This is a genomic window from Gallibacterium salpingitidis (genome assembly GCF_030517105.1).
In the GTDB taxonomy this organism is placed as follows: Bacteria; Pseudomonadota; Gammaproteobacteria; order Enterobacterales; family Pasteurellaceae; genus Gallibacterium; species Gallibacterium salpingitidis.
This window is the reverse complement of sequence record NZ_CP103875.1, coordinates 1,756,849-1,781,484: the sequence shown is the minus strand read 5'-3', so window position 1 is coordinate 1,781,484 and position 24,636 is coordinate 1,756,849. Positions and strand designations below refer to the sequence as shown.

Below are 24,636 nucleotides of genomic sequence, written 5' to 3'. Positions count from 1 at the left end.
GTGACGCAATCTTTTCTATTTTTACTGCAGTAATTGTTGCACAACCTCGACAACGCCTTCAGTGGCTTTTTTAGCAACAACATTAACTTGTCGTTGTATAAAGCCAGTGTTTGGATTTGGATCAATCAGATAAATTTTGGCATTTGGTTTAGCTTCGTGTACTAAGCCATTCGCTGGATAAACTTGTAATGAAGTACCAATAACTAAAACCACATCTGCAATCGACACTAAATCAATAGCAGTTTCTAACATCGGCACATTTTCACCAAAAAAGACAATATGCGGACGCATTGGGTGTCCATTAGGATCGCGGTCGGTGATAAGTTGATCTTGATGGCAAGGAACAATGTAATCGGGATCGAAACTGCTGCGTGCTTTATTGAGTTCACCATGTAAATGTAAAACGTAACTACTACCAGCGCGCTCATGTAGATCATCCACATTTTGTGTAATGATTTTTACCGTAAATTTCTGTTCTAATTCAACTAATGCTAAATGGGCAGCATTCGGTTTTGCCTCGGCAGCATTACGTCGACGCATATTGTAAAAATCTAAGACTTTTTGTGGATTACGACGTAAAGCTTCTGGAGTACATACTTCTTCAATTTTATGACCAGCCCATAAACCATCTTCGGCACGAAAGGTTGGCAAACCACTTTCCGCACTAATGCCAGCACCAGTCAGTACAACACAAATAGGTTTCATCATTTTGCCTCTATTGTTCTAAGATAAATTTTTCAATCACTTCTGCTACACCGGAATTGAGGTTATCGGCAGTAATGTAATTTGCGATAACTTTCACTTCATCAGTGGCATTACCCATTGCTACCCCTAATCCGGCATATTCAATCATATGCAAATCATTACCAGCATCACCGATACAGATAACTTCGTCTGCATTGATATTCAGATGTTGTGCTAATTTTTCGATGCCACTGCCTTTATTTGCTTCAGGAGGTAAAAATTCAAGGAAAAATGGTGTGCTACGTACAACGGTATATTGTTTTGCAATGTGTTCAGGTAATTGAGCTAATGCTTGATCAAGTTTTTCTGGTTGATCCACCCACATTGTTTTAATAACGGGTTCATCATCCGCTAAGATTGAAAAATCAATAATATTAAGGGTGATACGGTTAATATCAGCATCGTGTTGGCTATAAGAGTTTTGGTGTGGTGCGATTAAACCACGTGATTCAGAAAAAGCATGGCTAAATACACCAAATTTTTCTGCATATGCGACCAAGGTTTTACAATCTTTTCCAGTCATTTCTTGACGAGTGATAATTTTACCATCACTGCGTTGTACTAATGCACCATTAAAACAAAGTACATAATCATCATCACCAAGTAGATCAAGTTGTTGTAAGTAAGGTTGCAAGCCTTCTAATGGTCGTCCAGAGGCAAGCACAATTTTTACACCGGCTTGCTTTGCGGCATGAATGGCTTGTTGATTTCGTTCACTGATCGTTTTTTGTTTATCTAATAAAGTGCCATCCATATCAGTAGCAAGTAATTTATATTTCAACATATTTTTTCCTTATGACTCATTTATTTTAATCTTTGAATTTTATTTATTCTGGAATGCCTTTGGCATAAAATCAACACGCTTTTTTATAATAACTCTTGGAGGAGTAAATAATGCGATTTTCGTTAAAACCTGTATGTGTGGCTTTGTTTGGTGGTGCATTAGTAAGTGTAACCATTAATGCAGCAGAATTAAATTTACGCGTGATCGAAACTACGGATTTACACGCAAATATGATGGATTATGACTATTATAAAGATGCACCTTCTAGTGCGCTTGGCTTAGTGCGTGCAGCTGATTTAGTGATGAAAGCACGTGAGCAGGCGAAAAACAGTGTATTAGTTGATAATGGCGATTTAATCCAAGGTAGTCCAATGGGGGATTATGCCGCAGCAAAAGGATTAAAAAAAGGTGAAGTTCATCCAGTAATGAAAGCGATGAATTTATTGAAATATGATGTAGGTAATATTGGTAACCATGAATTTAATTATGGTTTAGATTTCCTCAAAAAAGCATTGGCTGGCGCTAAATATCCTTATGTTAATGCCAATGTTTTTGATGCGAAAACAGGTAAACCTTATTTTAAACAATACCTGATCAAAGATTATCAATTCACTGATAATGAAGGTAAAAAGCAACAAGTTAAAATCGGTTATATCGGTTTTGTGCCACCACAAATTATGACGTGGGATAAGAAAAATTTAGAAGGTAAAGTTATTACGAAAGATATTACTGAAACAGCAAAAGCGTTAGTGCCAGAAATGAAAGCGAAAGGTGCTGATATTATTATTGCGGTTGCTCATTCAGGTGTATCTAGTGAGCCTTATGAAGCATTAGCAGAAAATTCTGTCTATTATCTTTCACAAGTTAAAGGCATTGATGCAATCGCATTTGGTCATGCTCATGCCGTTTTCCCAAGTAAAGATTTTGCCAATATCCCAGGAGCAGATGTTGTGACTGGAACATTGAATGGTATTCCAGCAGTTATGCCAGGACGTTGGGGCAGCCATATTGGGGTGATTGATTTAGTGTTAAATAACAATAGTGGTAAATGGTTAGTGCAACAAGCAAAAGCAGAAGCACGCCCAATTTATGATGCGAAAAATAAAAAAGCATTGGCTGACGAATATAAACCAATGGTTAAAGTATTAGCCGATGATCATAAGCATACACGTGATTATGTAAATCAACCGATTGGTAAAGCTGATGGTAAGATGTATAGCTATTTGGCTTTAGTACAAGATGATCCTACTATCCAAATTGTTAACCAAGCACAACAAGATTATGTACAACGTTTTGTACAAGGTGATCCTGAGTTAGCAAAATTACCAGTGTTATCAGCGGCTGCGCCATTTAAAGTTGGTGGACGTAAGGATGATCCAACCAACTATACTGAAGTGGAAGCGGGAAAATTAAGCTTCCGTAATGCGGCAGATTTGTATCTATATCCAAATACATTGGTGGCATTGAAAATCAATGGCGAACAGGTAAGAGAGTGGTTGGAATGTTCAGCAGGACAATTTAATCAAATTGATCCAGCAAAAGCAGAAAAACAAGCATTGTTAAATTGGGATGGATTCCGTACCTACAATTTTGATGTTATTGATGGTGTTAAATATCAAATTGATGTAACTCAACCGGCTCGTTATGATGGTGATTGCAAATTAATTAATAAAGATGCACACCGTATTGTAGGTTTAACCTTTAATGGCAAACCGATTGATCCGCAACAAAAATTCTTGATCGCAACTAATAACTATCGAGCTTTTGGTAATAAATTCCCTGGTACAGATGGTAGCCAAATTGCCTTTGTTTCACCAGATGAAAATCGTACTATCTTAGCGGATTACATTCGTCGTATTAGTAAAGAGAAAGGCGAAGTCAAATCTCATGCGGACAATAATTGGCGCTTGAAAGCGATTCCTGATAATAAAGCAGAAATTGTTTTTGAAACTTCACCATCTGAAAAAGCAGCGAAATTTATTCAAGAAAACGCGCAATATCCGATGAAAAATGTAGGGCAAGATGAAAGAGGTTTTGCACTATATAGTATTGATTTGAAATAAAATCTAGGATGTTAATAGATGAAATCGGCATAAATAAGTTATGCCGATTTTTTTACTTTTTATTTCCTTTTCTTACCACCCTGACGAGCTTTAAAGCGCGGATTTTCTTTATTGATGATATAAACCACACCATGGCGGCGGACAACTTTACAGCCTGAATGACGAGTTTTGGCACTTTTTAATGATGATAAGACTTGCATAAATTGCTCCTATTTACTTTTTAAACCGAATGATGCAAAGCGATTGCTGAATTCACTTACACGACCTTCAGATACAATGCGACGAGATTGACCAGTGTAGAAAGGGTGTGATGCGGAAGAGGTGTCACACATAAATACTGGGTATTCTTTGCCATCAGTCCATTTCATTGTGGTGGTCGTTGTTGCACAAGAGCGGATTAAAAATCCTGTTTTGGCATTGGAATCATAGAATAATACAGTGCGGTAATTTTCTGGATGGATACCTTTTTTCATAGCTTGTCCTCTGTTTACGAAAAGAACGAAGACTATATATTAAATGATAATAATTATCAATTAAAAATTTATGTATAAAAAAAGGAAACGATAAATTTAACGTTTCCTTTTTAAGAATTTCATAAATTAAATCAATTGATTACTTATCTTTTTCTGCACAATTTTTAATATCAGAACATTTACCATAAAGATAAAGACTGTGGCTAGCAAGTTTAATACCATGTTGTGCACTAATTTCTTTTTGGCGTTTTTCGATCACATCATCATTAAATTCAAAAACTTTACCGCAATCCATACAGATAATGTGATCGTGATGTTCTTGTGGAGCAAGTTCAAAAATAGATTTGTTTCCTTCAAAATTATGACGGGTCAAAATATCAGCTTCATGGAATTGATTCAGCACACGATACACCGTAGCAAGACCAATTTCTTCGCCTTCTTCAAGTAACCATTTATAAACATCTTCTGCGGAAAAATGTTGCACTGAGGTACGTTGCATTAATGAAAGAATTTTTAAGCGAGGCTCAGTAATTTTTAAGCCAACTTTTTTTAATAGTTTTACATTTTCATCGATAATGTTCGTCATACTAACCTCTAATTAAATCAACAATCATATGGATGTATGTTAATCCAATGAATCATAAATGGATAACTGAAATTTTCTATTAAGGAGATAGAAATAATCCATATTCAAAGTATGGATTATTTCGTTTTTAAATGCAAATGATAATTAAAAGGAAGGTTATGCAAGTTGGTCTAAACACATTTCGCTGTAAATTTGTTTACACCATTTCTCTACACGTTCGTTAGTTAATTCAGGTTGACGATCTTCATCAATGCATAAACCAACAAAAGTATGATCATCAATTACTGCTTTTGATGCTTCAAAATGGTAACCTTCAGTTGGCCAGTAACCAACGATTGTCGCTCCATGTGGTTCAATAATATCGCGTACAGTTCCCATTGCATCACAGAAATAATCTGCATAATCTTCTTGGTCACCACAACCAAAGATCGCAACTAATTTATTGGTAAAATCAATTTCCTCTAATGTTGGGAAGAAATCGTCCCAATCGCATTGTGCTTCGCCATAGTACCAAGTTGGAATACCGATCATTAAGAAATCATAGGCTTCGATATCTTCTTTTGTACTTTTTGCAATATCGTGAATATCGACTAATTCACTGCCTAATTGCTTTTGGATCATTTTGGCAATGTTTTCTGTATTGCCAGTGTCGCTACCATAAAATAAGCCAATAAGTGCCATATTAATTCCTATTTTTCTCTAAATATGTTTGTAGGATTTGTTCTATGAGTTGCTGCCGACTTAGATTCGCTTCTTCTGCCAACTCTTCTAGCTGTTCTACCATACTGCTATGCAGTTTTAACTCAACCCGACGAAGCCCTACCGCTTTATCGCGACGTAATTGATTGCGTTTATTGATGCGGATTTGTTGTTCTCTGCTTAACGGATTGGTTCGAGGTCTTCCGACTCTAGCAACGTGAGCAAATAAGTCGAGCGTTATACAATCTGCTTCTTGTTTTGCCATTACTATACTCACTGAAAGTCATCTTTCAGACTACTTGAGATTGATAAGCCGTTTTTGTGGCGTGCAATATATCACAGTTTCAAACAAACTGAAAATATCACAACTTAGCTATTTTGTTGTAAATGACGCTGTATTGCTCGAATCACATAATGCGGTTTATCTGCATGAACCCAATGGGCAGCACCATTAATCGTAAAGGCATTTGCTTTTGGAAAGAGTTGCAAAATTTTGTCGCTATATTCGGGCAATACGTAATGAGAATTACCGCCGCGAATAAATAAAGTTGGCAGTGTGCAAACACCAGTACCAGTCCAATCCATTAATTGCTGATAATGTTGATACAATGCTTGGGTATTAAAACGGAATCGTTGTGGTTGTTTAGCATCAAATGATTTTAATACAAATTGCAAAATAGCTTCATTATTGACAAATTGTTCCATCACTATTTTGGCTTGCTGGCGTGTAGCAGATTGTGCCTCAGCAACAGCAAATAATGCCTGAAACACTGGACCATGTTCGTTATGTGTGTAGGTAACAGGAGCAATATCAAGCACGACTAAACTTTTGACATAATCAGGATAATTCAAAGCAAATTGCATCGCTGTTTTTCCGCCCATTGAGTGGCCGATTAAAATCACCTTATTTAGTTGCAAATGTTGTAGTAAACGTAACAGATCTTCTGCCATTAACGGGTAATTCATTTCATTTGTATGAAAACTATGGCCATGATTACGTAAATCGACACGTAATAGCGCGTAATCTTGTTGAAAGGCTTTGGCGATAATACCGAGATTATTCATATCACCAAATAGACCATGGATAAAAACGAGGGTTTGGGCAGCAGGATTTTCGTGAGGTAAATACTCGAAGTTAAGTAAAGGTTGAGTCATGATCAATATACTTGCTTGAAAAAAGAAAGGGATAAAAAAGATAAAATATTTCTAAGCAGGGATCAAGTTTTAAGCAATTGAAAAAAATTGGCATAGAAAATACACAGAGTATTGATTTTGTTTTCGGCTTTGCCGAGATCTATCGTATAATGGAGCGACATTAGCAGAACTTGGAGGGAATTTATGAAAACTATTAATATTGATGACGAGCTTTACCAATATATTGCCAGCAATACGCAAGCAATTGGTGAAGATGCTTCAACAATTTTGCGGAGATTATTAAATTTACCCCAAGTAAGAGTGGTCAATGAAACTAATCCAGTTACCTCAACAGCAAAAGTAGATGGTGAAACACAACCATCAAGTGAAGCACAAAAAGAGTTCAAATTAACAACCGATGCTGCAACAGTAACACAACCGAAAAAACCGAGTGATGACACGATCGCTCATATTAGTCGTCAATTGCAAAAACTAATTAGTTCTGCTGAATTCTTGCAAGAAGATAAACAAGTAAACCGTTTTTTACTGATTTTGAGTGTGTTATATCGCGCAAATCCGGAAGGTTTTTCGAGTGCAACTGAAGTGAGTCAAGGTCGTTCAAGAGTTTATTTCTCTTTAGAAGTGGCGGAAATTGAAGCATCAGGAAGCAGCGTTAATCCGAAACAAATTCCTAAATCACCATTTTGGGTGGCGACGAATAACAACACCGGACGTAAGTTGAATATGTTGGAATCAGTGATGCGTGCTATGTATATTCCTGAACATTTAATTGAATTAGTCAAACTTCAATTTACTTCATCACATAATGAGGAAAATCATTAATGTTATGGCAGCAGTATGCAAAAACTAAGCCAGATGAGATAGCGTTAAAGCTCGAAATAAAGCAACAAAATGAAAGCGGGGATGAAACCCGCTTTTCTATTGTGGAAAAAAGTTGGTCTTGGCAAGGTTTAAATCAGTTGATACAGCAACAAGCGTCCTATTGGCAGCAACAAGGTGTAAGCTATGGTGATGGTATTGCTTTGCTTGGGCGTTATCAGCAAGCCTTAGTTATTGCCTATTTATCTGCATTACAACTTGGTTGTCGTGTATTGGTGATCAATCCAACGTTTCCACAAAGTAAGATCGCAGAAATTTGCACACAAAATGAAATTAATTTTGTTGTAGATTGTCAAAACACGCTGATTGATGGCGATAAATTGCTGCCAATAGAGTTAGTAACTCCGATTAGTACTGTCGATCAGCAAGCAGCTTGGTTTGCACTTTGTCCTTTAACATTAACGCTGACATCAGGTTCGACAGGCTTACCAAAAGCAGTGGTGCATACGATGACGCAACATTTAGTGAGCGCGCGTGGAATTTCTCCTTTATTGGAGATTACATCACAAAGCGAATGGTTGTTGTCATTACCATTGTTCCATGTATCTGGACAGGGCATTATTTGGCGCTGGTTGTTTAATAGTGCGGTATTACGCTGTGTTGGCGAGTCAATTTATCAAGATTTGCCCAAAGTCACGCATACTTCATTAGTGCCAACGCAATTACAACAGTGGTTATCCTTATTAGAAGAACAGCATATTGCTGACTCTCGGTTAAAACATATTTTGTTAGGCGGTGCTCATATTCCTACGGAATTAACCTTACGTGCACAACGCTATGGTATTAACTGTTATGCAGGGTACGGTATGACAGAAATGGCTTCGACCGTATTTGCAAAAATAAGTGATACGAGTGATGGTGTTGGGTATCTATTACCGGAACGAGAATATCGTTTGGAAAATGATGAAGTCTGGGTGAAAGGTGCAACTTTAGCGTTAGGCTATTGGCAAAAAGGGCAACAAATCAGACCGTTGTTAAATTCGCAAGGCTGGTTTGCGACACGAGATAAAGCAAGACAAGATAGCGTAACGGGAGAATTGTTTATTTTAGGTCGGTTCGATAATATGTTTATTTCAGGTGGAGAAAACATTCAACCGGAAGAAATTGAAGCGATTATCTTAAAAGATCCAACTGTACGCCAAGCCTTTGTTTTACCAATTGAAGATCAAAAGTTTGGGCAACGTCCTGTTGCTTTGCTTGACTTTGTGGAGGGTTTTTCACCTCAAAAAGTAGAGCAACTTAGAAATGTTTTACAACAAAGAATAGAAAAATTTAAATGGCCAATTGCTTATTATCCGTTGCAACAGATTATGCCGACACAATCGGGCATTAAGCTTTCTCGCCATCTCTTAACACAACAATTAGCGAAATTTTTACAGAGTGAGGAATAAGATGAGCAAACGATTTATTATTGTGATGACGTTTTGGTTAACGCTATTTGCTGCAACTTTTGCTAATGCTCAAATTCCAACTGCGACAGATATTCAAGCTCAGATAGCAGCGTTGAAAGCCAATCCGAATGCAAATGATGCGGCTGATAAAAAAGAACTGACTGCACTCGAAGAGAGTTTAGATTTATTAGAACAACTGGATGATCAAAAGAAACAGAATACAGATTTAAATAATCGAATTAAAACCGCGACAGTTGCTATTCCTAAGTTACAGGCAGAATTAACTCGTTTAAAAAATAATAACACGCAAAGTGATAATAGCGATGAATTGGCAAAATTGTCAGAAGATACTTTGCAAAAACGTTTAGAAGCCTCTTTCCAAGAAACAGAAAAAATTCAATCGGTATTGAATGATGTTGCTTCACAGATCGTCAATCAGCAAACTTTACCAGATCGAATTCAGTCGATTTTAAGTACTAATTTATCTAGAACACAGACAATTAATCGTACGTTATCAGATAGTCAATTAGATCCAATTTTAGCGAATAGATATCAAATTGAATTAGCCTTAATTGACGCACAAAATAATTATAATCAAACGTTGTTAAAGGAGAGTGCAACGTTAAATTCTTGGTATGAATTACAACGTGATCAACAAAATTTCTATTTACAACAAGAAAAAATAGAACAACAAAATCTGCAAGCGGCGTTAAATGCAAAACGTTTAGCCGCATCGAAAAAACAGCTAGCACAATTAGAAAAATCACAAGAAAACAGTAGTGATAATGGCAATCCAATTATCCAAAATGAACTTAATCAAAATACACAATTAAGTCAGCAATTGCTTAATGAAACTCAAGCATCGAACCAACTTTCACAAGAAAGTTTACGGATCAAAAATGTATTGGATAATTTAACGCAAACCCAACGTAGTATTGATGAACAGATCAGTGCACTGCAAGGCACGTTAGTATTGTCGCGTATTATTAATCAACAAAAACAAAATTTACCGACCGATCAAACGATTGATGGGTTAGGGAAACGTATTACTGATTTACGAGTACAGATTTTTGATTTAACCCAATCAAGAGATGCGATCTACACGCCGGACAATTACATCTCACATATACCACACGCAGAAGAATTAACAGAAGCGGAACGTAATACCTTAATTGATATTTTGAATGAAAGAAAAAATATCTATTCTAATATTCTTAAATCTTTGAATGCACAGTTAAATTTGGCGATTACTATTGAGTTAAATCAACAACAAGTACGCTTAATTAGTGACGATTTACAACAAAAATTACAACAACAAAGTTTCTGGGTCAAAAGTAATAATCCAATTGATTGGGATTGGCTAGCTGAATTTCCAAAATTGGCATTAAATCAAGTGAAAAATATCAGTAACAATATTGATATGACGCATTTGAGTCGTAACCTATTACCAATGTTGGCGTTTGTGAGTTTTCTCTCATTAATTGCTGGCTTGATTTATTCCCAAAAACGTAAATTACAGGCGTGGTTGGCAAAAATTAACTCTCAAGTCGGTACATTAAATGCAGATAGTCAATGGCATACGCCATTAGCGATTTTCTTAACGGCATTATTGGTTATTCCATACCCATTACTCTTCTTAATCTTTTTTGTTCTGGTTGGGCATTTCACCATTGCTGATCCTATTCTCGCTTGGCCATGGACATTAAAAATGGCTGGTTATTGGTGGTTATTTGCTTTTCTGATTGAGTTATTGAAACCAAATGGTTTGGTATATCGTCATTTTGGCTTAGCAAAAGAGAGTGGTGACCTCTTTCTTGCGGTATTAAAACGTTCTATTTGGGCAATTATTTTCCTCATCAATACGACATTGTTCAGTGATATGAGTAATACACCGTTGAACAATGATGTAATTGGAGAAGTGTGTACCATTTCAGCCTTAATTTTCTGTGTTTTAATTATTGCACCGCGTTTTGGCTATGCGGTTAAAAAATATCAGGATACTCAACAGGAAGAGGTCAATAATCATCAACATATTGGGCCGTTGCTCTTAAGAATTATTAGAGTGTTGTTGTTGCTGATTCCAGTCGCACTAATTATTTTAATTGTTTTGGGTTACTACTATACAGCGCTCAATCTTATTTCTCACTTTGTTGCGAGTTACTTAGTAACAGTATTGTGGGTATTAATTAAACAAGTTAGTGATCGTACGTTGGTGGTATCGGCACGTCGTTTAGCTTATAAACGTTTGAAAGAACAACGTGAAAAGAACCAAAGCAAAACTGAAAGTAGTGGTCATGCTGAAGATATTGTCATTGATACGAAAGATTCTGAATTGGCGCTTAGTCAAGTTAAACAACAAGTTTCACGTATTGCGGAATGGCTATTGTGGGCAGTATTGCTTAGTTTCTATTATGCGGTGTGGTCAGATTTGCTAACCGTAGCCTATCATTTAAAAAGTATTACGTTATGGCAGCAAACCATTACTACTGAAACAGGCACAGTTGTTGAATCGATTACATTGTTAAATATGTTACTGGCGATTTTTATCTTAATCGTCACTTATGTATTAATTCGCAACCTCGCTGGGGTATTGGAAGTATTGATTTTCTCCAGAATGAAATTATCGCAAGGTGCGCCTTATACTATTACCACTTTATTAACCTATTTTATTGTTGCAATTGGTGCTGCTTGGGCCTTTTCTATATTGGGAATGTCGTGGTCGAAGTTGCAATGGTTATTCGCTGCATTATCCGTTGGGTTAGGTTTTGGTTTACAAGAAATCTTTGCGAATTTTGTTTCCGGTATCATTATTTTGTTTGAACGTCCAGTACGTATTGGCGATACCATCACCATTGGCGAATATTCAGGAACAGTTTCTAAGATCCGTATTCGTGCAACGACATTGGTGGATTATGATGGTAAAGAGGTCATTGTGCCAAATAAAGCCTTTGTGACAGAGCGTTTGACAAACTGGGCATTATCTAACACTATTACTCGCTTGGTGATCAAAGTTGGCGTGGCTTACGGCAGTGATCTTGAATTAACCAAGAAATTGTTACTACAAGCAGCGGCAGAATGCCCTGCGGTATTAAAAGAGCCGGAACCACGAGCCTATTTCTTAGTGTTTGGTGCAAGTACACTGGATCATGAATTGCGTGTGTATGTTGGCGATTTAGCAGATCGCTTACCAACAACAGATTACTTAAATCGCAAAATTAATCAGTTATTTGCAGAACACGATATTGAAATCGCATTTAATCAGTTGGATGTCTTTATCAAGAATCAAGATACTGGCGAAGAGATGAAAGTAGCTTCATCAACTGAAGATAGTATTAAACTTAATCAATAAAAATAATAGTTAGGAAGGATTTAAATATGGCAGGCAATAGTATTGGACAGCTTTTCAAAGTGACGACATTTGGTGAGTCGCATGGTATCGCATTAGGTGGCGTAGTAGATGGTGTGCCACCAGGACTAGAATTAAGCGAAGCTGATTTACAGCCTGATCTCGATCGTCGTAAACCGGGAACTTCTCGTTATACTACGCCGCGTCGTGAAGATGATGCAGTGCAAATTTTGTCTGGCGTGTTTGAAGGAAAAACCACTGGAACCAGCATTGGTTTAATCATCAAAAATAGCGATCAGCGGTCGCAAGATTACAGTGAAATTAAAGATCGTTTTCGTCCCGGTCATGCCGATTATACTTATCAACAAAAATATGGTTTACGTGACTATCGTGGTGGTGGTCGTTCTTCAGCCAGAGAAACCGCTATTCGTGTTGCCGCTGGCGCCATCGCAAAAAAATATTTAGCGACTCGTTTTGGTATTAAAATTCATGGCTTTTTATCGCAAATCGGTGATATTGCGATTCCAGCACAAGATTTAACACAAATTGATTGGGATTTTGTTAATAGCAATCCATTTTTCTGCCCAGACGCGGCGACCATTGATAAATTTGATGAATTGATTCGTGAATTAAAAAAAGCAGGGGATTCTATTGGTGCGAAATTAACCGTAGTTGCGGAAAATGTACCAGTAGGATTGGGCGAACCAGTTTTTGATCGCTTAGATGCTGATTTAGCTCACGCATTAATGGGAATTAACGCAGTAAAAGGTGTAGAGATTGGTGATGGTTTTGCGGTAGTAAATCAACGTGGTAGCCAACATCGTGATGAAATGACACCGGACGGTTTCTGTTCTAATCACGCGGGTGGCATTTTAGGCGGAATTAGTTCTGGGCAACCGATTATTGCCACTATTGCGTTAAAACCAACTTCAAGTATTACGATTCCAGGACGTAGTGTGAATTTAGATAACCAACCTGTCGAAGTGGTAACGAAAGGTCGCCATGATCCTTGTGTTGGAATTCGCGCGGTACCAATCGCGGAAGCGATGGTAGCGATTGTGTTAATGGATCACTTATTACGTTATCAAGGGCAATGTGGACATAAATAAATGATGAAACTTAAATGGAAAGGCATTGTTGCTGCATTGCTAATGTTTTTTGGGATAACCCAAGCTTTTGCAGAAACAGAATGGCAGCGGATTAAGCGCCCAGTACCGGGAGAACCATTGCCGATTGGTAGTTACAGTAATGGTTGTATTATTGGTGCTAGAGCGTTGCCATTACAAGGCGAAGGCTACCAGGTGATTCGTTCGCAAAAATTACGCTATTTCGGTCATCCAGATATGTTGAACTATTTAGCTCGTTTAGGAAAAAAAGTAAAAGTGGCTGGATTACCGACAATGTTGGTTGGTGATATTGCTATGCCTGCTGGTGGGCGTTTTGCAACCGGGCACGCAAGCCATCAAATGGGATTAGATGCTGATATTTGGTTAAAAATGGGTGCGATGAGTGCGAAGCAGGCGCTTAATCCAACCGCGATTTTAATGGTAAATCGTAAATTACAGCGTGTTGATGATCGAGTATGGACTAATAATCAAACTAAATTAATCCAGTTAGCGGCGAATGATCCACAAGTTGCTCGTATCTTTGTGAATCCAGCGATTAAACTGAAATTATGTCAAACCGTTACTGGCGATCGTAGTTGGTTGCGCAAAATCCGTCCTTGGTTTGGTCATGATGCACATTTCCATGTGCGATTACATTGCCCACAAGGTGCACAATATTGTGAGGAACAAGCTGCTATTCCGGCAGGCGATGGTTGTGGTGCTGAATTGATGTCTTGGTTTGAACCAAAACAATCAACAACACCTGCGCCGGAAAAACAACCGCCAGTGATGCCGATTTTATGTCAGCAATTATTAGATTCCCCAGATAAACAGCAATGGTTTGCTGGATAAAAAGATCAAGGAGAGAGTATGCTTGAACTTGGATTAGATGTTTATGCCATTCTTTTTTTATTGGCGGCCTTAGCTGGTTTTATTGATGCAATTGCCGGTGGTGGCGGTTTAATCACCATTCCAGCATTATTGGCGGTAGGTTTACCGCCAGCAGCGGCGCTAGCAACCAATAAATTACAAGCAAGTGGCGGTTCTTTTTCCGCAAGTTTGTATTTTGTCCGTAAAAAAGCGGTGGATTTACGCCAAATTTGGAAAATGATTGTTGGCACCTTTACTGGAGCAATGATTGGTACTATTGCGGTGCAGTCGATAGATGCTTCTATTGTAAAATCATTGTTGCCGATTTTGGTGTTAGCAGTAGGTTTATACTTTTTGTTTTCGCCAAAAATTGGTGAACAAGATCGTCATCAACGTTTAAGTTTCTTAGCATTTGCGTTTGCTGCTGCATTTCCGATCGGTTTTTATGATGGCTTTTTTGGACCTGGCACAGGTTCTTTCTTGTGTATGGCGTTTGTTACTTTATTAGGATTTAATTTAGCAAAAGCGACGGCACACGCCAAAATTTTGAATTTCACTTCCAATTTTACCTCATTAGTTTTCTTTATTTTGGGTGGGGAAGTGTATTGGACTCTCGGCTTTATTATGATGCTTGGCGGTTTTATTGGGGCGAGATTAGGCGCAAAAATGGTATTAACAAAAGGGCAAAAATTGATTCGCCCAATGGTGGTAATGATGGCATTTATTATGACCGCTAAAATGATGTATGACTATGGTTGGTTTAATTAATCGATCACAAAATAAAGAGTAAGCATGTCTGATAATAAAAGAAGAATTACTGCAAGAGTAGGTTATCAACCTCAATTTCGTTGGCAATATTTATTACCGAAATATTGGGGTGTTTGGCTAGGTGTACTTTTGCTAGCCCTATTAGGTTTTTTGCCGTTTCGTTGTCGTGATTATTTGGCGGCAAAAATTGGTCTGTTGGTGGGAAAAGTAGCGAAAAAACAACGTCATCGTGCCGAAGTTAATTTACGCTATTGTTTTCCGCATTGGCGTGATGAACAACGACAACAAGTGATTGATCAGATGTTTGTTACGGTTGCACAAACAATGCTTGGCATTGGGGAAATCGCGTTACGTTCAGCAAAGCATTTACAGAAGCGCAGCACTTTTACAGGTATAGAGCATTTACAACAAGCGAAAGCCGCAGGAAAAAATATCATTTTATTGGTGCCGCACACTTGGGCAATTGATGCGTCAGGGATAATTTTGCATACCTATGGTATGCCAATGACAGCAATGTACAATCCACATCGTAATCCATTGGTCGATTGGTTATGGAATAGTGTACGTGAACGTTTTGGCGGCAAAATGCACGCACGCCAAAATGGTATTAAACCTTTCTTAAATGCGGTGCGTAAAGGTGAAATGGGCTATTACTTGCCAGATGAAGATTATGGCGAAGAATTAAGTGTTTATGCTGATTTTTTTGCTACTTATAAAGCGACTTTACCCGGCTTAAATAAAATGTGTAAAGTGGCAAAAGCCGTAGTCATTCCAATGTTTGCACGTTATAACGCACAATCTGGCCGCTATGAAATAGAAATTACAGCGCCATTAGATTTAGATGATGATGAGCAACGTAGTGCACGTTTAATGAATGAAGTGATTGAAAACTTTGTCACACCAACGCCGGAACAATATGTGTGGATTTTACGGTTGCTAAAAACCCGCAAAGATGGTGCCGATATTTATTGCTAGAAATTTCGCTTTTTTTGATATTAAAGAGTATTTTTTCGCAATTTGCGCTGTTAGAATAGCAAGCTTTGAGAGTAGCATTCGCTATAAATAATTTGTGTTAGGCAAATAATTATGAACCAACAACAAAAAGAGTTAATTAAATCATCTATTAAATCAATTCCAAACTACCCTGCAGAAGGAATTATCTTTCGTGATATTACTAGCTTAGTTGAAGTACCAGCAGCATTTAAAACAACTATCGAGTTGATTGCAGAACACTTCAAAGATAAAAAAATTACCAAAGTTGCGGGAACTGAATCACGTGGTTTTATTTTTGGCGCACCAGTCGCGTTAGCGTTGAATGTACCTTTTATCTTAGTGAGAAAACCGGGCAAGTTACCGCGTGAAGTGATTTCACAATCTTATGAATTAGAATATGGTCAAGATACATTAGAAATGCACGTTGATTCGGTTACTGCGGAAGATAATGTCTTGATTATTGATGATCTGTTAGCAACAGGCGGTACAGTTGAAGCAACGATCAAATTAATTCATCGTTTAGGCGGTAAAGTCGAACACGCTGCGTTTGTGATTAGCTTGCCTGAATTAGGCGGTGAAGATCGTTTACGTAAACTTGGTGTTGAACCATTCACTTTAGTGGATTTTGCTGGCCACTAATCAATTCAAAATAAGGATAGGCATGAGTTATCAGGTATTAGCACGTAAATGGCGACCAAATCAATTTTCTGAAGTGGTTGGACAAGACCATGTGATAACTGCCTTAAGTAATGGCTTAACCAATCAACGATTACATCATGCTTATCTCTTTTCCGGTACGCGCGGCGTCGGTAAAACCTCGATTGCTCGTTTATTTGCAAAAGGTTTAAATTGCGAAAAAGGCATTACTGCACAGCCTTGTGGCGAATGTGAAAATTGCCGTGCTATCAAAGAAGGCAATTTTATTGATCTAATCGAAATTGATGCAGCTTCGCGGACGAAAGTCGAAGATACACGAGAGTTGCTGGATAATGTGCAATATAAACCGGTGCGTGGGCGCTTTAAGATCTATTTGATCGATGAAGTGCATATGTTGTCACGTCATAGTTTTAATGCACTATTAAAAACGCTAGAAGAGCCGCCGGAATATGTGAAGTTCTTATTAGCTACCACCGATCCGCAAAAATTACCTATTACGGTGTTATCGCGTTGTATCCAATTTCATTTAAAAGCTTTAGATACGGATGTTATCGCGGATCATCTTGGTAAATTACTGGCGCAAGAAAAGATCAGTTATCAAATTCCCGCATTAAATAAATTAGCACAAGCAGCGCAAGGGAGCGTGCGTGATGCGCTGAGTTTAACAGATCAGGCGATTGCCTTAAGTAATGGCAATATTACCACCGCTGCGGTAAATGCAATGTTGGGGCTGCTGGATAGTGATAAGTCGATCTCATTACTAACTGCAATTGCGCAGGCTGATGGCGAAGCAGCAATGCAAGTGTTAAATGATATTGCGCAACAAGGTGTTGATTGGGAACGTGTGTTGCAAGATATGGCGGAAACCTTACACCAAATTGCGATGCTACAATTATTGCCACCGAAAAATCAGCAATCAGATTCATCATTAGCATTATTAGCAAAAACAATTTCTGCTGAGGATGTGCAATTTTACTATCAATTAATGATCAATGGTCGTAAGGAGTTAGAGTTCTCACCAGAAGCTAAAACTGGGGTTGAGATGACGGTCTTACGCGCGTTGGCATTTCACCCAAAACGCTTTTCTTTGTCTGCAATAGCAAATACGGCAACAATCGCAACGGATACAACAATACAAGCGCCTCAAGCATCACAACAAGCAGTAACCGCTCCAACGCCAGTTAGCCATACTGCACCAGCGGAGAAAACGGTAACGACGGCAACTCCGGCAGCTGTTGCAACCACTCGTACCGTAGTAACTAATACAGAAGTAACCAATGCCGAAGTAACAAATCAATCAGAAAATAGTGGCACGAGATCGTCTGCTTTATTATCCAGCGACATTTTGCAGCAAGTCGCTAATTTAGAGCAGGGACAAGCGCAACATTTAGTGGTTACTGATCATAGTTCAGAGCAAAGCAGAGAAAAAAAAAAGGATTTAAGTAAAATAGTTGAAGCTGTGACTACATCTCCAGCAGCAGCGATCAATACAACCACTAATCCTGTGAACAAAACAATAACTGCGCCTGCTGAACCCGTTATAACGCCTACATCAGAAACGCAAACAATACCAAGTACGACAACAGCAAATATTACCCCTGAATTTGTGGAGGATACTGAGCAGTCAGAACCGGATAATGCATTACAAGATGTCACAATTGACAACGTTGAAGCTCCGTCCGCAGCAAATCTTGAAGAGAGTGAGGACGGGGAGTTTTTGGACGAGAATTATCACTGGTCGTGGAGTGACCCTTCGTTAGAATCGCAAAATCAGGTAATGCGCCCATCTGATATCAAAAAAGCACTATTAGAAAAATATACGCCGGAGGTGGTGGATAAAGTGGTGCAATTAGCGGCGGAAAGAAGCCAATGGAGTGCCGATATTGAGCGATTAACCTTAGCTGGCGGTAGTAAACGTATCTTATTGAATTCAGTGATTTTAGAACAAAATGAACACTATATGCGTTTAGGTGTACGTCCAGAATCCTTTTTATTAGCGAAATATTTAGATTTAACCTTTATCAATCAAGCATTTCACGATTTTTATGGTAGAAAAATTAAGATTGAATTGGAAGAATATACCGGGCCAGAAATCACCCCATATGAGATTCGTGGCGAAATTTATCAACAATTAGTAGAACAAGCGCAACAAAACTTACAACAAGACGAAAAGTTAAATGCGTTTATCCAGCAATTTTCAGCAAAAATTGATTTAGATTCGGTGCGACCGACTGGAGAAGCGTAGTTTTGCGCGTTGCAGAATAACAGTTTTCAGTTAAAATACAGCTTTTGTTTTTTCAATTAAAGAGAGAATGACAATTATGTTTGGAAAAGGTGGATTAGGCGGCTTGATGAAACAAGCCCAACAAATGCAAGAACGTATGCAAAAAATGCAAGAAGAGATTGCACAATTAGAAGTAATTGGTGAATCAGGTGCTGGATTAGTAAAAGTCACTATCAATGGTGCACATAGCTGCCGCCGCGTTGAGATTGATCCCTCTTTAGTCGAAGATGATAAAGAGATGTTAGAAGATTTAATTGCAGCAGCATTTAATGATGCAGTACGCCGCGCTGAAGAGATGCAAAAAGAGAAAATGGCTTCTGTTACTGCGGGTATGCAATTACCGCCAGGATTTAAAATGCCATTCTAAATATTGGGGTTAGGGAGTATAAATTACTCCCTAATTTATCAAGTTAGTTCTTATTTATCTTTCAACAAAACCTTTCTGTATATGCAAATTAGTCCTTTATTAGACGAATTAATGAATGCGTTACGCTGCCTACCCGGTGTAGGGCCAAAGTCGGCACAACGTATGGCTTATTATTTATTACAACGTGATCGCAGTGGTGCGATGAATTTGGCGAGAACTTTGACCGATGCAATGGCGCATATCGGACATTGCAGCCAATGTCGTACTTTCACAGAAGAAGAGGTTTGTAATATTTGTAATAATGTTCGCCGTCAAGAAAGTGGACAACTTTGTGTAGTGGAAATGCCGTCAGATATTCAAGCGATTGAGCAAACTGGACAATTCTCCGGTCGTTATTTTGTTTTAATGGGGCATCTTTCGCCATTAGATGGTATTGGCCCAAAAGAAATTGGTTTGGATTTACTGCATAAGCGTTTGCAAACAGAGTCTTTTAGCGAAGTGATCTTAGCGACTAATCCAACGATTGAAGGTGATGCGACCGCTAACTATATCGCCGAAATGTGTCAGCAATTTGGGGTAAAAGTAAGCCGTATTGCGCATGGTATTCCAGTTGGTGGTGAATTAGAGATGGTTGATGGCACAACGCTCTCGCACTCATTTATCGGCAGACGTGAATTAAAATAGACCATAGTTAGTTTAAATATTTCTATCATTTTGTTTTTACGCTAGAATAACCGACTTGTGTAAACGAGTAGGACAGTTATGGCGAAACAAGCTCTTTTTTATATTCTGGCAGAACAGCCAACCTCAGCGCATTTATTAGAAAATAAAGTGTGTGATTTAGCTGCTGATGCTTGGCGTTTAGGCAAAAAAGTATTAATTGCTTGTCAGAATGAGCAACAAGCCTTATTGATTGACGAAATGCTTTGGCAGCGTGATCCGGATCAGTTTGTCCCGCATAATTTATCTGGTGAAGCTGGAGCTTATATGACGCCGGTAGAAATTTGTTGGCCGGAAAAGCGCAATTCACAGCGGCGAGATGTATTGATCTCATTATTAGATCAAGTGCCGGATTTTGCTTTACTTTTTCCACAGGTAATTGAATTTGTTCCTGCCGATGAACAATTAAAAATCTTAGCGCGAGAACGTTATAAATATTATCGCCAATTAGGTTGGCAATTGAGTACGGAAAAAATTAACTAACGTTTTTAGAGCAACAATGCCAATTATCTATTATTGTTTAAGTAATAAAGGACTCTGAATGAATTTAGCGCAACAACTCAATAGAATTGACAGTTTGAAAAAACAAATAGCAGAGTTGCGCCCTTTGTCTATAAGTGAAGTACAACGCTTGCGTGAAGAGTTTATTATTGAAAGTAGCTATAATTCCAATGCGATTGAAGGAAACACGATCACTCTGCGTGAAACAGTACTTATTTTAAAAGAAGGAATAACAATTGCCGAAAAACCGATTCGCGAACATTTGGATATTATCGGTTTTAAAGATGCGTTTAATTATATTTATGGACTTGTTGCTAACAATGAACCGTTAAGCGAGCGAGTGATTAAAGATATTCATTCATTAGTTTTAATGAGCAATGCAGAAAATCGAGGCGTATATCGTAAAATTCCTGTACGGATTTTAGGAGCAGAAAACGAACCTACTGCACCTTATTTAATCGCAGAAGAAATGGCGCGGTTACTCGTAAACTATCAAGAAAAATTAACCACTCATCATCCATTAATGGCGATTGCGTGGTTACATTTAGCTTTTGAAAGTATCCACCCTTTTATTGATGGTAATGGGCGTACTGGTCGGTTATTGCTAAATTTTGAATTGCTAAAACAAGGCTATTTACCAGTGGATATAAAATTTACTGATCGTGCCAAGTATTATCAATGTTTTGATGAATATCATCGCAATCAACAGAGTGAAAATGCGTTATTAACGCTGATTACTGGATATGAAATTAAAGAGATGGAACGGTATTTAGCTATTTTAGGAAAGTAATGTATGAAAGATGCTTTTACATTTTTAATAATAGGAGTTTTATTAACTGTTATATTTTCTCTTGTTATTAAGAACTATATATTTAAACTTAGTAATGTTTCATTTAAAGATAGGTTTTGGTTATCTCTATTATTTATTTTTATTACGATAAATTTTTATTTATTAGCTGATAATCTATCCAATAATAAATTGGATATTAAAGCGTTAATATTTTTATTTGTGGCATTGTTTACTTCACTGCTGGCAATATATTTATTTCATAAAAAAGTGAATAATGATGACTTCACTATTCTGGTGGGTATATGCATATTTATGCAATCAGCTATTTCAATGTCTATTTCTAATAATTATAGCGAAAATTTTTTAGTTCATTTTGTACACTCACTGATGTATATAGGTCTCCCAGCATTTTTATTTTATGAAATAAATAATAAAAAAAAGGATAAAACATCAGAATTAGAGCATTTTAATTTTACAAAAAAAGATGGCGATGACGCTGTCAGATTTATTTTCAAATTAGTTGATACATTTAAAGATAGAGAAACACAATGACAAAACCATTCGAAATGGCAGCTCGCTTTGATGCGTCTGCAGTAGAACAAACCCTGTATAAACATTGGGAAGAACAAGGTTATTTCAAACCGTCAGAAAACGAAAATGCGCCAAGCTATTCAATCGCCATTCCACCGCCGAATGTGACCGGTAGTTTGCATATGGGGCACGCGTTCCAACAAACTTTAATGGATACCTTAATTCGTTATCACCGTATGCAAGGAGATAACACCCTTTGGCAAGCGGGAACTGACCATGCGGGTATCGCTACCCAAATGGTAGTGGAACGCAAAATTGCTGCTGAAGAGAATAAAACACGTCACGACTACGGACGCGAAGCCTTTATTGAAAAAATTTGGCAATGGAAAGCAGAATCTGGCGGTACCATCAGCCAACAAATGCGCCGTTTAGGGAATTCTGTCGATTGGGATCGTGAACGTTTCACAATGGACGAAGGTTTATCGGAAGCGGTAAAAGAGGTGTTTGTTCGTCTTCACGAAGAAGGCTTAATTTATCGTGGCAAACGCTTAGTAAACTGGGATCCGAAATTACACACTGCGATTTCCGATCTTGAAGTAGAAAATAAAGAATCAAAAGGCAGTTTATGGCATTTCCGCTATCCATTAGCGAACGGCGAAAAAACAGCTGATGGTTTAGATTATTTAGTGGTGGCAACTACTCGTCCGGAAACAATGCTTGGTGATACTGCAGTAGCAGTACACCCTGAAGATGAGCGTTACCAAAACCTAATTGGTAAGACAGTAGTATTACCGCTCGTAAATCGTGAAATTCCAATTATTGCTGATGAATATGTTGATCGAGAATTTGGTACTGGTGTAGTGAAAATTACCCCAGCCCACGATTTTAACGACTATGAAGTGGGTAAACGTCATCAATTACCGATGGTGAATGTATTAACACTAAATGCCGATATTCGTGAGCAAGCGGAAGTATTCACCTTTGAAGGCAAACCAAATCCAGATTATGCCGCAGAAATTCCAGCCAATTATCGCGGTTTAGAACGTTTCGCTGCGCGTAAACAAATCGTTGCTGAATTTGAAGCGCTTGGTTTATTAGAAGAAATTAAACCACACGATCTGAAAGTGCCTTATGGTGATCGTGGTGGTGTGCCAATCGAACCAATGCTAACCGATCAATGGTATGTAAGCGTGAAACCGTTAGCAGAAGTAGCGATTAAAGCGGTAGAAGATGGCGAAATTCAATTTGTGCCGAAACAGTATGAAAATCTCTATTTCTCATGGATGCGTGATATTCAAGATTGGTGTATCTCTCGTCAGCTTTGGTGGGGACACCGTATCCCAGCTTGGTATGATGAAGCTGGTAATGTTTATGTCGCACGCAATGAAGCGGAAGTCCGCGAGAAATATCAATTAGCGGCTGATGTAGTGTTACGTCAAGATGAAGATGTATTAGATACCTGGTTCTCATCAGGTTTATGGACTTTCTCAACATTGGGCTGGCCAAATCAAACCAAAGATCTGCAAATGTTCCACCCAACCAGCGTGTTGATTACGGGCTTTGACATTATTTTCTTCTGGGTAGCCAGAATGATTATGTTTACGATGCACTTTATCAAAGATAAAGACGGTAAACCGCAAGTACCATTTAAAACCGTTTATGTAACTGGCTTAGTGCGTGATGAAAATGGTGCGAAAATGTCAAAATCTAAAGGTAATGTGCTTGACCCGCTCGATATGATCGATGGTATTGATCTGGAAAGTTTAGTGGCGAAACGTACTGGTAATATGATGCAGCCACAATTAGCAGCGAAAATTGAAAAAGCGACTCGTAAAGAGTTTGCCGACGGTATTGCGGCGCATGGTACTGACGCATTGCGTTTCACTTTAGCAGCATTAGCGAGCAATGGACGTGATATTAACTGGGATATGAAACGCCTTGAAGGTTATCGTAATTTCTGTAACAAGTTATGGAATGCGAGCCGTTTTGCCTTAATGAATATTGATGGCAAAGATTGCGGTTATAGCGGTAATCAAGAGATGGAACTTTCATTAGCGGATCGCTGGATTTTGGCGGAATTTAATCTAACCGTAAAAGCGTTCCGTCAAGCGTTGGATCAATATCGCTTTGATATGGCGGCAACCACTCTATATGAATTTATTTGGAACCAATTCTGTGACTGGTATTTGGAATTAACTAAAACAGTATTAAGTCAAGGTAATGAAGTGCAACAACGTGGTACACGTCATACTTTAATTACTGTATTAGAACAAGTATTACGTTTAGCACATCCAATTATTCCGTTTATTACTGAAGAAATCTGGCAAAAAGTGAAACCTTTAATGAATATTAAAGGGGAAACCATTATGTTGCAGGCGTTCCCAGAATTTAATCCAGCGGCGGTAGATCAACAAGCCTTAAACGAAATTAACTGGATTAAAGAATTTATTGTGAATGTGCGTAATATTCGTGCCGAAATGAATATTGCACCAAGTAAGCCGTTAGAAGTGTTATTACGCAATTTAAGCGATGCTGAACAACAATGTTTAGCGAATAATCAGGCGTTAATACAAACAATGGCGAAACTTAGCAGTATCAATTTATTAGGTAAAGATGACACTGCGCCATTAGCGGTAACTAAGTTATTAGGTAATGCCGAGTTGTTAATTCCAATGGCTGGCTTTATTGACAAAGCGGCGGAGCTCGCACGCTTAAGTAAAGAAATCGAGAAATTGATTGACGAAGTAAAACGTATTGAAGGCAAACTTAGCAATGAAAACTTTGTTGCCAAAGCGCCAGAAGCGGTTATCGCCAAAGAGCGTGAAAAGATGCAAGATTACCAACAAGGTTTAGAAAAATTACGTCAGCAATATGCAAGTATTGAAGCGCTTTAATAGTGATTAAAGTCCTAAAAATTAGGAGTAACAAT

General features: G+C 38.1%; 24 protein-coding genes. 16 read left to right on the top strand and 8 right to left on the bottom strand.

Annotation, left to right across the window (positions count from 1 at the left end; all coding sequences use genetic code 11):
- Window positions 1-21 precede the first annotated feature (21 nt).
- Together NYR30_RS08725 and NYR30_RS08720 are read right to left on the bottom strand one after the other, a co-directional pair.
- Window positions 22-705, bottom strand: coding sequence for an SIR2 family NAD-dependent protein deacylase (locus NYR30_RS08725; protein ID WP_066112141.1), 684 nt, complete (start codon window positions 703-705; stop codon window positions 22-24).
- A gap of 10 nt (window positions 706-715) precedes the next feature.
- Window positions 716-1,528 carry a Cof-type HAD-IIB family hydrolase gene (locus tag NYR30_RS08720; RefSeq protein ID WP_066104606.1) on the bottom strand — a complete coding sequence of 271 codons (813 nt, stop codon included), beginning with the start codon at window positions 1,526-1,528 and terminating at the stop codon, window positions 716-718.
- A gap of 110 nt (window positions 1,529-1,638) precedes the next feature.
- Here NYR30_RS08720 and NYR30_RS08715 point away from each other — a divergent pair, with 110 nt between their 5' ends.
- The gene (locus NYR30_RS08715) at window positions 1,639-3,591 is read left to right on the top strand and encodes a bifunctional 2',3'-cyclic-nucleotide 2'-phosphodiesterase/3'-nucleotidase (RefSeq protein ID WP_066104603.1); all 1,953 of its coding nucleotides are present in this window, start codon (window positions 1,639-1,641) and stop codon (window positions 3,589-3,591) included.
- Between the two features lie 59 nt (window positions 3,592-3,650).
- Here NYR30_RS08715 and ykgO read toward each other — a convergent pair whose 3' ends face one another.
- The 6 genes from ykgO to NYR30_RS08685 form a co-directional block, all read right to left on the bottom strand.
- Window positions 3,651-3,791, bottom strand: coding sequence for a type B 50S ribosomal protein L36 (gene ykgO / locus NYR30_RS08710; RefSeq protein WP_066104600.1), 141 nt, complete (start codon window positions 3,789-3,791; stop codon window positions 3,651-3,653).
- A 9-nt stretch (window positions 3,792-3,800) separates the two neighbouring features.
- Window positions 3,801-4,064, bottom strand: a complete 264-nt coding sequence (locus tag NYR30_RS08705; protein ID WP_066104597.1) for a type B 50S ribosomal protein L31 — start codon at window positions 4,062-4,064, stop codon at window positions 3,801-3,803.
- A gap of 139 nt (window positions 4,065-4,203) precedes the next feature.
- A complete protein-coding gene (fur, locus tag NYR30_RS08700; protein ID WP_066104676.1) occupies window positions 4,204-4,641 on the bottom strand; it encodes a ferric iron uptake transcriptional regulator in 438 nt (145 codons plus the stop codon).
- 165 nt (window positions 4,642-4,806) lie between these two features.
- The gene (gene fldA / locus NYR30_RS08695) at window positions 4,807-5,331 is read right to left on the bottom strand and encodes a flavodoxin FldA (RefSeq protein WP_066104595.1); all 525 of its coding nucleotides are present in this window, start codon (window positions 5,329-5,331) and stop codon (window positions 4,807-4,809) included.
- A 1-nt stretch (window position 5,332) separates the two neighbouring features.
- Window positions 5,333-5,614 carry a LexA regulated protein gene (gene ybfE / locus NYR30_RS08690; protein WP_065236395.1) on the bottom strand — a complete coding sequence of 94 codons (282 nt, stop codon included), beginning with the start codon at window positions 5,612-5,614 and terminating at the stop codon, window positions 5,333-5,335.
- 104 nt (window positions 5,615-5,718) lie between these two features.
- Window positions 5,719-6,504: an alpha/beta fold hydrolase gene (locus NYR30_RS08685; protein ID WP_066104592.1), complete on the bottom strand. Its 786-nt coding sequence runs from the start codon at window positions 6,502-6,504 to the stop codon at window positions 5,719-5,721.
- Between the two features lie 183 nt (window positions 6,505-6,687).
- Between NYR30_RS08685 and seqA the strand changes: the two genes are divergently transcribed.
- From seqA to NYR30_RS08610, 15 genes are all read left to right on the top strand, one after another.
- A complete protein-coding gene (seqA, locus tag NYR30_RS08680; RefSeq protein ID WP_066104590.1) occupies window positions 6,688-7,326 on the top strand; it encodes a replication initiation negative regulator SeqA in 639 nt (212 codons plus the stop codon).
- Entirely contained in the window at window positions 7,326-8,774 is a 1,449-nt protein-coding gene (gene menE / locus NYR30_RS08675; protein ID WP_066112144.1) for an o-succinylbenzoate--CoA ligase, read from the top strand. Before seqA ends, menE begins: the two co-directional genes overlap by 1 nt.
- Before the next feature lies 1 nt (window position 8,775).
- Window positions 8,776-12,123, top strand: coding sequence for a mechanosensitive channel MscK (mscK, locus tag NYR30_RS08670; protein ID WP_066422117.1), 3,348 nt, complete (start codon window positions 8,776-8,778; stop codon window positions 12,121-12,123).
- 26 nt (window positions 12,124-12,149) lie between these two features.
- Window positions 12,150-13,229, top strand: a complete 1,080-nt coding sequence (gene aroC / locus NYR30_RS08665) for a chorismate synthase (RefSeq protein WP_066104582.1) — start codon at window positions 12,150-12,152, stop codon at window positions 13,227-13,229.
- Window positions 13,230-14,078, top strand: a complete 849-nt coding sequence (mepA, locus tag NYR30_RS08660; protein ID WP_066104579.1) for a penicillin-insensitive murein endopeptidase — start codon at window positions 13,230-13,232, stop codon at window positions 14,076-14,078.
- Window positions 14,079-14,096: 18 nt separating this feature from the next.
- Complete coding sequence (locus NYR30_RS08655) at window positions 14,097-14,864, top strand: TSUP family transporter (RefSeq protein ID WP_066104577.1); 768 nt, start codon at window positions 14,097-14,099, stop codon at window positions 14,862-14,864.
- Window positions 14,865-14,888: 24 nt separating this feature from the next.
- A complete protein-coding gene (gene lpxM / locus NYR30_RS08650; protein WP_066112151.1) occupies window positions 14,889-15,839 on the top strand; it encodes a lauroyl-Kdo(2)-lipid IV(A) myristoyltransferase in 951 nt (316 codons plus the stop codon).
- A gap of 111 nt (window positions 15,840-15,950) precedes the next feature.
- Window positions 15,951-16,496, top strand: coding sequence for an adenine phosphoribosyltransferase (gene apt / locus NYR30_RS08645; RefSeq protein WP_066104571.1), 546 nt, complete (start codon window positions 15,951-15,953; stop codon window positions 16,494-16,496).
- 22 nt (window positions 16,497-16,518) lie between these two features.
- Window positions 16,519-18,759, top strand: a complete 2,241-nt coding sequence (dnaX, locus tag NYR30_RS08640; protein ID WP_066112154.1) for a DNA polymerase III subunit gamma/tau — start codon at window positions 16,519-16,521, stop codon at window positions 18,757-18,759.
- A 76-nt stretch (window positions 18,760-18,835) separates the two neighbouring features.
- Window positions 18,836-19,165, top strand: a complete 330-nt coding sequence (locus tag NYR30_RS08635) for a YbaB/EbfC family nucleoid-associated protein (protein WP_066112237.1) — start codon at window positions 18,836-18,838, stop codon at window positions 19,163-19,165.
- Between the two features lie 81 nt (window positions 19,166-19,246).
- Window positions 19,247-19,849, top strand: coding sequence for a recombination mediator RecR (recR, locus tag NYR30_RS08630; protein ID WP_066104566.1), 603 nt, complete (start codon window positions 19,247-19,249; stop codon window positions 19,847-19,849).
- 78 nt (window positions 19,850-19,927) lie between these two features.
- The gene (locus NYR30_RS08625) at window positions 19,928-20,368 is read left to right on the top strand and encodes a DNA polymerase III subunit chi (protein ID WP_066112157.1); all 441 of its coding nucleotides are present in this window, start codon (window positions 19,928-19,930) and stop codon (window positions 20,366-20,368) included.
- Between the two features lie 58 nt (window positions 20,369-20,426).
- Window positions 20,427-21,176 carry a Fic family protein gene (locus NYR30_RS08620; RefSeq protein WP_066112160.1) on the top strand — a complete coding sequence of 250 codons (750 nt, stop codon included), beginning with the start codon at window positions 20,427-20,429 and terminating at the stop codon, window positions 21,174-21,176.
- Between the two features lie 3 nt (window positions 21,177-21,179).
- Window positions 21,180-21,728, top strand: a complete 549-nt coding sequence (locus tag NYR30_RS08615; RefSeq protein WP_066112163.1) for a hypothetical protein — start codon at window positions 21,180-21,182, stop codon at window positions 21,726-21,728.
- Window positions 21,725-24,601 carry a valine--tRNA ligase gene (locus NYR30_RS08610; RefSeq protein WP_302500560.1) on the top strand — a complete coding sequence of 959 codons (2,877 nt, stop codon included), beginning with the start codon at window positions 21,725-21,727 and terminating at the stop codon, window positions 24,599-24,601. The genes NYR30_RS08615 and NYR30_RS08610 overlap by 4 nt, the downstream gene beginning before the upstream one ends.
- The last annotated feature ends 35 nt before the right edge of the window (window positions 24,602-24,636 follow it).

Excerpts from the sequence above, each read along its gene's own strand:
- NYR30_RS08625 (WP_066112157.1), top strand. The coding sequence starts at position 19,928 with ATGGCGAAACAAGCTCTTTTTTATATTCTGGCAGAACAGCCAACCTCA.
- menE (WP_066112144.1), top strand. The coding sequence starts at position 7,326 with ATGTTATGGCAGCAGTATGCAAAAACTAAGCCAGATGAGATAGCGTTA.
- dnaX (WP_066112154.1), top strand. The coding sequence starts at position 16,519 with ATGAGTTATCAGGTATTAGCACGTAAATGGCGACCAAATCAATTTTCT.
- NYR30_RS08610 (WP_302500560.1), top strand. The coding sequence starts at position 21,725 with ATGACAAAACCATTCGAAATGGCAGCTCGCTTTGATGCGTCTGCAGTA.
- lpxM (WP_066112151.1), top strand. The coding sequence starts at position 14,889 with ATGTCTGATAATAAAAGAAGAATTACTGCAAGAGTAGGTTATCAACCT.
- ykgO (WP_066104600.1), bottom strand. The coding sequence starts at position 3,791 with ATGCAAGTCTTATCATCATTAAAAAGTGCCAAAACTCGTCATTCAGGC.
- NYR30_RS08720 (WP_066104606.1), bottom strand. The coding sequence starts at position 1,528 with ATGTTGAAATATAAATTACTTGCTACTGATATGGATGGCACTTTATTA.
- NYR30_RS08655 (WP_066104577.1), top strand. The coding sequence starts at position 14,097 with ATGCTTGAACTTGGATTAGATGTTTATGCCATTCTTTTTTTATTGGCG.
- NYR30_RS08620 (WP_066112160.1), top strand. The coding sequence starts at position 20,427 with ATGAATTTAGCGCAACAACTCAATAGAATTGACAGTTTGAAAAAACAA.
- apt (WP_066104571.1), top strand. The coding sequence starts at position 15,951 with ATGAACCAACAACAAAAAGAGTTAATTAAATCATCTATTAAATCAATT.
- NYR30_RS08725 (WP_066112141.1), bottom strand. The coding sequence starts at position 705 with ATGAAACCTATTTGTGTTGTACTGACTGGTGCTGGCATTAGTGCGGAA.
- mscK (WP_066422117.1), top strand. The coding sequence starts at position 8,776 with ATGAGCAAACGATTTATTATTGTGATGACGTTTTGGTTAACGCTATTT.
- recR (WP_066104566.1), top strand. The coding sequence starts at position 19,247 with ATGCAAATTAGTCCTTTATTAGACGAATTAATGAATGCGTTACGCTGC.
- seqA (WP_066104590.1), top strand. The coding sequence starts at position 6,688 with ATGAAAACTATTAATATTGATGACGAGCTTTACCAATATATTGCCAGC.
- NYR30_RS08615 (WP_066112163.1), top strand. The coding sequence starts at position 21,180 with ATGAAAGATGCTTTTACATTTTTAATAATAGGAGTTTTATTAACTGTT.
- NYR30_RS08715 (WP_066104603.1), top strand. The coding sequence starts at position 1,639 with ATGCGATTTTCGTTAAAACCTGTATGTGTGGCTTTGTTTGGTGGTGCA.
- aroC (WP_066104582.1), top strand. The coding sequence starts at position 12,150 with ATGGCAGGCAATAGTATTGGACAGCTTTTCAAAGTGACGACATTTGGT.
- ybfE (WP_065236395.1), bottom strand. The coding sequence starts at position 5,614 with ATGGCAAAACAAGAAGCAGATTGTATAACGCTCGACTTATTTGCTCAC.
- fldA (WP_066104595.1), bottom strand. The coding sequence starts at position 5,331 with ATGGCACTTATTGGCTTATTTTATGGTAGCGACACTGGCAATACAGAA.
- NYR30_RS08635 (WP_066112237.1), top strand. The coding sequence starts at position 18,836 with ATGTTTGGAAAAGGTGGATTAGGCGGCTTGATGAAACAAGCCCAACAA.
- NYR30_RS08685 (WP_066104592.1), bottom strand. The coding sequence starts at position 6,504 with ATGACTCAACCTTTACTTAACTTCGAGTATTTACCTCACGAAAATCCT.
- mepA (WP_066104579.1), top strand. The coding sequence starts at position 13,230 with ATGATGAAACTTAAATGGAAAGGCATTGTTGCTGCATTGCTAATGTTT.
- NYR30_RS08705 (WP_066104597.1), bottom strand. The coding sequence starts at position 4,064 with ATGAAAAAAGGTATCCATCCAGAAAATTACCGCACTGTATTATTCTAT.